The following is a 9,109-nucleotide window of genomic DNA, read 5'->3' as shown; positions in this document are numbered from 1 at the left end:
CCTCCGTGTCAAAGCGTCTGATGTCGCAGTCAGGCGCGTTTGCGCCCCGGCAGTTCTCGGGAGTTCGTGATGGGCATTCGTTCCTTGGGCTACCTTCGCATCGAAGCGACCGACCTCGAGGCCTGGCGCGTCTACGCCCTGAAGGTCCTCGGCCTCGTCGAAGGCGACGGCCCCGACTCCGGCGCGCTCTACCTCCGCATGGACGACTTCCCCGCCCGCCTGGTTATCGTCCCCGGCGCGCAGGACCGCCTCGCCCAGGTCGGCTGGGAAACCGCGAACGCCGCCGAACTCGACGAAATCCGCGCCCGCCTGGACGCCGCGTCAGTGCCCTACAAGGAAGGCACCCCCGACCAGCTGGCCGACCGCCGCGTCACCGAACTCGTCAGCTTCACCGACCCCTCCGGCGTCACCCTCGAAGCCTTCCACGGCGTCGCTCTGCAACACCGCCGCGTCGTCAGCCCCTACGGCCACCACTTCATCACCGGCGACCAAGGCCTGGGCCACGTAGTGTTGTCAACCCCCGACGACGCCGCTTCCCTGAGTTTCTACCGCGACGTCCTCGGCTTCCGCCTCCGCGACTCCATGCGCCTCCCTCCTCAGCTCGTCGGCCGCCCTGAGGACGGACCACCCGCGTGGCTGCGCTTCTTCGGCTGCAACCCGCGCCACCACAGCCTCGCCTTCCTGCCCATGCCCACCCCCAGCGGCATCGTCCACGTCATGCTCGAAGTCGCCTCCACCGACGATGTCGGCCTCTGCCTGGACCGCGCCCACCGCCGCAAGGTCCCCCTGTCGGCCACCCTCGGCCGCCACGTCAACGACCTCATGCTCTCCTTCTACATGCGCACCCCCGGCGGCTTCGACCTCGAGTACGGCTGCGAGGGCCGCCAGGTCGACGACACCTCCTGGATCGCCCGCGAATCCACCGCCGTCTCCCTGTGGGGCCACGACTTCTCCATCGGCTCCCGATGACTCCGCCCACCGCCGCCCGGCCGAGGACTCCGCCCGCGGCCGTGCTCCCGATGACCGTGCACGCCGCCGGGCCGCCACTGACCGCGCACGCCGCCAGGTGGTCGACGACCCCGTCCACCGCAGGATGGCCGAGGACCCTGCCTGCCGCCGGGCGGCCGAGGACCCCGCCCGCCGCAACGTGGTCGACGACGCCGTCCACCGCAGGATGGCCGAGGACCCCGCGCGCCGCCGAGCGGCCGAAGACCCCACCCGCCGCTGGGCGGCCAAGCACTCCGTCCACCGTCGGGTGGTTATCCGCCGCTCCCGCAGCGCTTCACGCCCTCACGAGCGCGCCGTCATGGTGCACTCGCGGCCGCCGAATGCCTGCACCTCACGCCACTCGCTGCCCAGCCACTCGCGGCGCCGGCTTGACGCTCCCGCTTCCAGTCACGCATAGCCCAGCCATCGGCAGCCTCAGGACTCCTCGTGTCGGCTGGCTCAGGATCGCTGTTGCCCCTGCGCTCACCGCGCTCTCTTGCAACTGTGCCCTGGAAAGGCCCGCACCTCGTTCCACCGATGCCCCTTCGCGTCGCACCGCGGCAGCGCGCCCGTCCCTCGTGAGGTCGCCATGACCGCCCTCCTCGACTCGGCGCGGTTCCGCGCCGTGCTGGGGCACTTCTGCACCGGCGTCACCATCGTCACCGGGCACGACGGCGGCGCACCCGTCGGCTTCGCGTGCCAGTCGTTCTCCGCCCTGTCGCTCGATCCTCCGCTCGTTCTCTTCTGTGTATCGCGCACGTCGCGCACCTGGCCGGTGCTCGCCGCCACGGGCCGCTTCGCCGTCAACGTCCTCGCCGAGCACCAACGCGACGTCAGCGCCGTCTTCGGCGCCCGCGGCACCGACAAGTTCGCCACGGTCGCCTGGCACCCCGCCCCCTCAGGCGCACCGCTGATCGACGGCGCCCTCACCTGGGTCGACTGCACCCTCGAGACCGTCCACCCAACCGGCGACCACCACGTCGTCATCGGCCGCGTGACCGCCCTCGGTGACACCTCAGACGCCCGCCCGCTGCTCTTCCACCGCGGCCACTACACCGTCACCGCACCGATCCAGGACGTGCTGACGGCACTCATGCCCTGGCCTCGCCCGGACGACTGGCTGTAGCTCACTTCCACCGGAAGTGCACGAACACCCGCCCGAAGTTGTCCTTGTCCTTCTCCACGCGGTGGTACAGCGCTTTGATCTCCTTCCTCTCCAAGAACCTCAACACGTGCTTCTTCAACTGCCCGGATCCCTTCCCGGGAATGATCTCCACCAGCGGCGCCTTCTTCGCCACGGCTTCGTCGATCACCGCCCGCAACGCGCGGTCGATCTCGCCACCCCGGTTGTAGATGTCGTGCAGGTCGAGCTTCAGCTTCATGCTCTTCAGCCTGCCACCTGATGCCGCTTCCTGAGTACTCCTCGCCCCGCGGTCAGGACCGCCGAGATTTCGGGCTACCCGGTCGAGGCCCCGCGAAGGATCTCCTCGGCGCACGTCCACAACAGCGATCCACCATGCCCCGCCACGACTTCCCGTTGCGCACCGGGAATGCGCGCCGCCAGCCGAGCACCGCGATCACGCGAGTGACCGGAATCCAAGGCCCCGTGGAGGATTCGCGCCGGACAGTCGATCGCGCCCAGGTCGAACGGCCACCGCCGCATTGCCAGCACCGTGTCGCGCGCGTACCCCTCGGCCCCGCCGGCGAAAGCCTCGTCCAGCGCTCTTCGATACGCCTTCATGAACGTCGGCTCGGTGTACACGGCGACATCCACCGGATGACTCGACTGCAGCACCAGACTCATCATCCGCGCCGCATCGAACGTCGACAGCTCCTGTTCTGCGGCTTCAGGATCGGCGTTCGCCAGCGCCACCACTTCGGCAAGCCCTCCGGGCAAGTCCTCCTTCTGCTCACGCGCCACTTCATCTGCTCCGGACACCACGGTCAGCTGCCGAGCGTTTCCGGCGGCCGCCAGCGCCAACGCGAACGGCGCCCCTTGGGAATTCCCGACCACTGCCGGGATTCCCAACTCGCGCGCCGAGCACAACTCGGCCATGTCGGCCACGAAATCGTCGAACCTCCGCCCAGGATGAGGACTCGACACACCAAGGCCCGGCCGATCGGCCGAAACCAGCCGTACCTGGAGTTGTCCCACTATGTCCGCACCGAAACCGAGGTGACGACTCGTCGCAGCTCCCGGGCAGAGCAGCACCGGAGTCCCGTCCGCGGGCCCCCACTCGCTCCAGCCCAGCCGTCGCCCGTCTCGCAACACCACCTCTCCGAGGCGTTCAGGTTCTTCGATCAGCACTCGTCCATCATGCCCGTGAAGATCGGCGCTTGACATCAATTCGAACACATGTTCGCACGATTGAGTGATCAATCCGGTGAACGCGGAAATTGTCGGCAGGCACCGCTACTGTCGAATTCATCGAACGCAGCCGGGCACGGTGTGGCTTGACCCGTTGCCTCAGGTTGCAGAAATCCTTCAGCGGCAAGCACATCGGCGTGTCGTCGATCAGCACGCCATCGGCACGAGAGAACGGATCACACATGTCCATCGCAGAATTCGCAGTCCGGCAGTCGGCCCGCGCATTGCCGTGCCGTTGCCGCAGACCGAGGCGTGGTTCGACAGGTGCCAGACGAAGACCTGGTGCGTCAGCCGAGCGTCTGCCACCAACCGTCCACCGCCGGCGGGTTCGCCACGTCGATTCGCTGTCCCGGTTTCGGCACCGCGAGCGCGAGATCATTGGCCTTGGCCTCGCGCCACACCCGATCCGCCGGCTCACCCCAGGGGTGCATGGCGAGGGAGAACGTCGCCCAGTGCACCGGGACGAGGAGCTCGCCACGAACGTCGATGTGTGCGGCGACGCCTTCTTCGGGTGTCATGTGGATGTCGGGCCACTGCGGGGCGTACGCGCCGACCTGGATGAGCGTGGCGTCGAACGGGCCGTACTCTTCGCCGATCTTCGCGAAGCCGTCGAAGTACCCGGTATCTCCGCTGTAGAACACCTTGTGCCGCAGTCCGGCGATGACCCACGACATCCACAGCGTGCTGTCGTTGCCGATGCCGCGTCCGGAGAAGTGCTGGGCCGGCGTGGCCACGAACCGGATGCCGGCGACTTCGGCTTCGTCGTGCCAGTCGAGCTCGACGATTCGCGAGGTGGGCACGTGCCAGCGTTCCAAGTGCGCTCCCGCGCCGAGCGGCACGAGGAACGGCGCGTCGTGTGCGGTGAGCAACGCACGGACGGTCGCGAGGTCGAGGTGGTCGTAGTGGTCGTGCGAGATGACGATCGCGTCGACCCGGCCGACGGTGTCCAGGGCCACGGGCGGTGCGTGCAGTCGCCGTGGACCGGCGAACGCGGCGGGCGACACCCGGTCGCTCCACACCGGATCGCACAGCACGCGGGCGCCGTCGATTTCGATGAGGGTGGACGCGTGGCCGTACCAGGTGAGGAACAGGCCCTCGGTGGCATAGGACTCAGGCTCGGACACCGTCGGGATCGCGCCGGCGGGCTTGCGCCGGGCCCGGTCGTCGCCGAAGAGAAGCTCGCGCAGGATGCCGCCGGCAGCCGAGGGCGACGGGGTCGAGCGGGTGGGTGAGGCGTTGTGGAACACGCCGTCGGCGTATTGGGGCGAGCGGCGCATCCGGTCAGCGCGAGCGCCGGTGGCCTTCGCGCCGAAGGCCACCGGGAGGTCACCGAGCGCCGAGAGTGTTCTCCTGAGCATGTCTCCGAGTCTACGAACGCTTCCTGAGAGGAGCCCCAGCTTCGTGGAGGTGGGCCAGCGCCTGCCGGTAGGAGTCCACCAGGCCGGTCTGCAGGTAGGGAATGCCGAGCTCCGCGCAGTAGCTCCGCACGATCGGCTGGGCCCGCCGCAGGTGCACCGACGGCATGCTCGGGAACAGGTGGTGCTCGATCTGGTAGTTGAGGCCGCCGAGCGCGACGTCGACGACCACGCCACCGCGGACGTTGCGCGAGGTGAGCACTTGCTTGCGGAGGAAGTCGAGCTGGGGGCGGCCGGTCAGGGTCGGCATGCCCTTGTGGTTGGGCGCGAAGATCGATCCCATGTAGACACCCCAGAGTCCCTGGTGGACCGCGAAGAAGAGCAAGGCGAGGCCCGGCGGGAGGACGATGAACAGGGCCGTGAGGTAGGCGGCGAAGTGCGCGGCGAGCAGCGTTGCCTCGAGTCCGCGGCGGCGGAGGCCGGGGCGGGCGACGGCGCGGATGCCGGACCAGTGGAGGTTCAGGCCCTCGAGCGTGAGCAGGGGGAAGAACAGGAACGCCTGGTGCTTTCCGATGAGGCGAGGCAGGCCACGGCTGGCGCGGGCCTGGTCCTTCGACCAGACGAGGATGTCGGGGTCGACGTCCGGGTCCAGCTCTTCGTGGTTGGGGTTGGCGTGGTGGCGGGTGTGCTTGTCCATCCACCAGCCGTAACTCATGCCGATGCCGAGGTTGCCGGCCAGCAGACCGGAAATCTCGCTCGGGCGCCGGGTGCGGAACACCTGGCGGTGGGCGAGGTCGTGCGACAGCAGGGCGATCTGGCCGAACATGAACGCCTGGAACGCGGCGACGGCCAGCTGCCACCACGAGTCACCGAGCAACGCGAAGGCGACCCAGCCACCGGCGAACAGGGTGGTCACCACGGTGAGGCGGGCCGCGTAGTAACCAGGGCGCCGCCTGAGCAATCCGGCGTCGGCGATCCGGCGGGACAGGCGCGCGAAATCGCTGCCGGGGCCGGTCGTGGGCGGGAGGACGAGGTTGTCTGTGGTCACCTCGTCGAGTTTTTCGGGGAAGCGGGCCGGGCAGAACCCGGCAGACCCCAGAACCGGTGCTGGGGCTGGCCCCACCCTGTCAGGGGTGGACGCGGGAAAGGTGGTGGTGCGGTACGCCGAACAGCTGCGCGGTCGCGTGTGCCCGTTTGAAGTACCGGTGAGCGGGGTGGTCCCAGGTGATGGCGATGCCGCCGTGCAGCTGGATCATCTCGGCGGCGACCTTCGTGAACACGTCGCTGCAATGCACCTTTGCGACGGCGGCGAGCCGAGCTGAGCCGGGCGCGGCGTAGGCGGCGGAGCGAGCGGTCTCCACCAGCACGTGGAGGTCGGCCATCCGGTGCTTGAGCGCCTGGAAGCTGCCGATCGGACGGCCGAACTGCACTCGCTGTTGCGAGTACTCGACGGTGAGCTCCAGTGCCCGCGCGGCCGACCCCGCCTGTTCCGCTGCGAGGACCGCGCACGCGACGTCGCGAACCCGGGCGAGGTCGACTTGGCCGAGGGGCCGGGTGCGGACGTGGTCGAGCGTCACGGTGGCGAGGTGCCGCGTCTCGTCCATCGTGGGCACGGCTTCGCAGCGGACGCCGCGAGCAGCCGGATCGACCTCGAAGAGGGCGGGGCCGTCCGGGGTTCGAGCGGCTGCGAGGAGAACGTCGGCTCGGGCGGCGTCGAGGACGTAGTGGGCTGTTCCGTCCAGTGTGGACTTGTCGGACGTGAAGGCGGGCTGGTGTGGATCCCATTGGCCGTCGGAGGTCCAGGCGAGTGCGCCGATGTGGCCGGCGGCGAGGGGTGGGAGGAGGCGTTTCTGCGCGGCGTGGTCGGTGATGGTGAGGAGGGCCGTGGTGGTGAGAACGGCGGAGCCGAGGAACGGGACGTCAGTGAGGTTACGGCCGAGTTCTTCGGCGATGATCTGCACCTCGGTCAGGCCGGCGCCGTCGTGCCGGAGTCCGGCCTCAGCGGGGCTGTCGAGCTGCTCGGACGCGGCGAGGCCGCCGTAGCGCTCGGGGACGGTGAGGGCGGCGACACCGACCTGCGTGCAAAGGGCGGGCCACGGGGCAGGTTCGCGTTCGAGAAGCTGCCGGACGCCGGCGCGGAGGTCGTCTTGTTCGCGGGTGAACGTCATGGGGCGATCGCCGCCAGGACGCGGCCGCGGTGGACAGCGGGGGTGCCCCAGGCGCCGACCAGGGCGCGGACGCGGGTGAGCCGCAGGCCCAGCGGGTGCTCGGCGGTGTAGCCGATGGCGCCGTGGACCTGGAGGGCCGTGCGGGCGGCGAGGTACGCAGCGTCGCCGCAGGCGGCTTTGGTGGCGGATACGTCGGTGGGGTCGCCGCTGACCGCGGCGCCGTGGAGTAGGGGGGTGGCGAGTTCCAGGGCGGTGGCGACGTCGGCGAGCAGGTGCTGCAGCGCCTGGTAGCGGCCGATTTCGCGGCCGAACTGGCGTCGGGTCTTGGCGTGGGTGACGGAGGTGTCGAGCAGCCAGCGGCCGGCGCCGAGCAGGAGGGCGGAGGTGAGGAGGGCTCCGAGGTCGAAGGCGCGGTCCGGTGCGCGTGCGGGTCCCGCGTCGGGGCCGGGGACCGGTTCGAACAGGCGGCGTGTCGCGTCGAGGGAGGAGAGGGCGGTGCCGGGGGTGAAGGTGCGCAGGCGGGTGCCGTCGAGGAGGTAGCGGGCGTCGGCGAGGTCGGCGTCGAGGGCGAAGGGAACGTGTGGCGGAAAGGAGAGCGAGACGAGGGTGTCGCCGGTGGCGACGGAGGCGAGCACGTCGTGGTCGAGCAGGAGTGGCAGGACGACGGCGTCGACCCAGGGACCCGGCAGGCAGAAGCGGCCGAGGGTTTCGAACGCGACGGTGGCGTCGATGGTGTCGGCGGCCAGTCCTCCGTGGTGAGCCGGGATCGCGAGGGCCTGGATGCCCTGGTCGGCGAGGCGGCGCCAGATTTTCAGGCCCGGGCCAGGGTCGCCCGCGGCCCAGGCGCGGGCGGCGGTGTCGCAGTCGAGGGTCGAGAGGAGGGAGGCCAGGGAGTCGGCGAAGGCGTGGTGTTCGGGGGAGAGCGTGAACCTCATCGGTCTCCTCTCGGCAGGCCGAGCAGGCGCTCGGCGACGATGCCGCGCTGGATCTGGTCGGTGCCGCCGTAGATGGGGCCGGCGAGGGAGAAGAGCCAGCCGTCGGGCCAGGGGCCGCGGAGTTCGGCGGCCGGGCCGAGGAGGTCGAGTGCGGTTTCGTGGAGGGAGACGTCGAGATGTGACCAGAAGAGCTTGGTGACGCTGGCTTCGGGGCCGGGCTGGGCGCCGTCGGCGAGGCGGCTGACCGTCGCGAAGGTGTGGAGCTGGTAGGCGCGCGCGGAGATCCAGGCGTCGGCGACGCGGGCGGCGCTGGAGTCCGGGCGGCCTGAGGCCGACCACAGTGCGGCGAGCCGGCGCGCCGAGGCGAGGAAGCGGCCGGGGCTGCGCAGTGACAGTCCACGCTCGTTGGCGGCGGTGGTCATGGCCACGCGCCAGCCTTCGCCGGGGGTGCCGATGACGTCGGCGTCCGGGACGAAGGCGTCGTCGAAGAAGATCTCGGCGAAGCCGGGGTCGCCGTCGAGCTGCGGGATCGGGCGCACGGTCACGCCCGGGGCGTGAAGGTCGGCCATCAGGTAGGTGAGGCCGCGGTGGCGAGTCGCGCCGGGGTCGCTGCGGAAGAGGCCGAACGCGCGGTCGGCGAAGGCGGCGCGGGAGCTCCAGGTCTTCTCGCCGTTGAGGAGCCAGCCGCCGTCGGTGCGGGTGGCGCTGCTGCGGAGTGCGGCGAGGTCGCTGCCGGCCTCGGGCTCGGACCACGCTTGCGCCCAGACCTCCTGCGAGCGCGCCATCTTCGGCAGGACGCGGGCGAGCTGGTCGGGCGTGCCGTCGGAGAAGAGCGTGGGGGCGAGCATGAAGATGCCGTTCTGGTTCACGCGTCCCGGGGCACTGGCGGCGTAGTACTCCTCCTCGAACAGGACCCACTCGAGGAGGGTCGCATCACGGCCGCCGTACTCGTGGGGCCACGACACGACGGACCACCGGGCGTCCGCCAGCTCTTCCTCCCACGCCCGGTGCGCGGTGAAGCCCTCCGCCGTGTCGAACGACGGCAGCGGCTCCCGGGGGACGTGTGCGGCCAGCCACTCGCGCGCTTCCTCCCGGAACGCTTCGGCGGCCGGGCCGAGGTCGAGGTCCATCGCGGTCAGGCCTCGCCATCAGGTGCCGATGCGGGCCGACCGCCGTCGGGCGCAGCACCTTCCGCGGCCGGCGGCGCCGCGGCCGGTGCGGGCGTGGCTGGTGCACCGGCACGCTGAGCGGGGTCAGGCGCGGGAGTTGTGCGGGCGGCTGGTTCACCGGCGGCCT

The 9,109-nt window shown here is 70.5% G+C and carries 8 protein-coding genes and 1 pseudogene; 2 read left to right on the top strand and 7 right to left on the bottom strand.

What is annotated here, in order from left to right; translation table 11 throughout:
• Positions 1 to 69: 69 nt before the first annotated feature.
• Both hsaC and hsaB read left to right on the top strand, forming a co-directional pair.
• Positions 70 to 969: an iron-dependent extradiol dioxygenase HsaC gene (hsaC, locus tag ACIA77_RS33875; RefSeq protein WP_395890121.1), complete on the top strand. Its 900-nt coding sequence runs from the start codon at positions 70 to 72 to the stop codon at positions 967 to 969.
• Positions 970 to 1,576: 607 nt separating this feature from the next.
• The gene (gene hsaB / locus ACIA77_RS33870) at positions 1,577 to 2,113 is read left to right on the top strand and encodes a 3-hydroxy-9,10-secoandrosta-1,3,5(10)-triene-9,17-dione monooxygenase reductase subunit (RefSeq protein ID WP_395890120.1); all 537 of its coding nucleotides are present in this window, start codon (positions 1,577 to 1,579) and stop codon (positions 2,111 to 2,113) included.
• A gap of 1 nt (position 2,114) precedes the next feature.
• Here hsaB and ACIA77_RS33865 read toward each other — a convergent pair whose 3' ends face one another.
• The 7 genes and pseudogenes from ACIA77_RS33865 to ACIA77_RS33835 all read right to left on the bottom strand — a co-directional run bounded on the left by ACIA77_RS33865 (position 2,115) and on the right by ACIA77_RS33835 (position 8,943).
• Positions 2,115 to 2,369, bottom strand: a complete 255-nt coding sequence (locus tag ACIA77_RS33865; protein WP_204090321.1) for a Smr/MutS family protein — start codon at positions 2,367 to 2,369, stop codon at positions 2,115 to 2,117.
• Between the two features lie 194 nt (positions 2,370 to 2,563).
• Positions 2,564 to 3,331, bottom strand: a pseudogene (locus tag ACIA77_RS33860) (alpha/beta fold hydrolase); the annotation flags it as partial.
• Positions 3,332 to 3,642: 311 nt separating this feature from the next.
• A complete protein-coding gene (locus ACIA77_RS33855; RefSeq protein ID WP_395890119.1) occupies positions 3,643 to 4,713 on the bottom strand; it encodes an MBL fold metallo-hydrolase in 1,071 nt (356 codons plus the stop codon).
• A 10-nt stretch (positions 4,714 to 4,723) separates the two neighbouring features.
• Positions 4,724 to 5,758 carry a fatty acid desaturase family protein gene (locus tag ACIA77_RS33850; RefSeq protein WP_395890118.1) on the bottom strand — a complete coding sequence of 345 codons (1,035 nt, stop codon included), beginning with the start codon at positions 5,756 to 5,758 and terminating at the stop codon, positions 4,724 to 4,726.
• A gap of 79 nt (positions 5,759 to 5,837) precedes the next feature.
• Positions 5,838 to 6,878 (bottom strand): acyl-CoA dehydrogenase family protein, encoded by a 1,041-nt coding sequence (locus ACIA77_RS33845; protein ID WP_395890117.1) that lies wholly within the window; start codon positions 6,876 to 6,878, stop codon positions 5,838 to 5,840.
• Positions 6,875 to 7,813, bottom strand: coding sequence for an acyl-CoA dehydrogenase family protein (locus ACIA77_RS33840; RefSeq protein WP_395890116.1), 939 nt, complete (start codon positions 7,811 to 7,813; stop codon positions 6,875 to 6,877). The genes ACIA77_RS33845 and ACIA77_RS33840 overlap by 4 nt, the downstream gene beginning before the upstream one ends.
• A complete protein-coding gene (locus ACIA77_RS33835; protein ID WP_395890115.1) occupies positions 7,810 to 8,943 on the bottom strand; it encodes an acyl-CoA dehydrogenase family protein in 1,134 nt (377 codons plus the stop codon). Before ACIA77_RS33835 ends, ACIA77_RS33840 begins: the two co-directional genes overlap by 4 nt.
• Positions 8,944 to 9,109: the final 166 nt, after the last annotated feature.

The organism is Amycolatopsis sp. NPDC051903, from assembly GCF_044452505.1.
GTDB lineage: Bacteria > Actinomycetota > Actinomycetes > Mycobacteriales > Pseudonocardiaceae > Amycolatopsis.
This window is presented reverse-complemented; position numbering and strand designations above follow the sequence as displayed.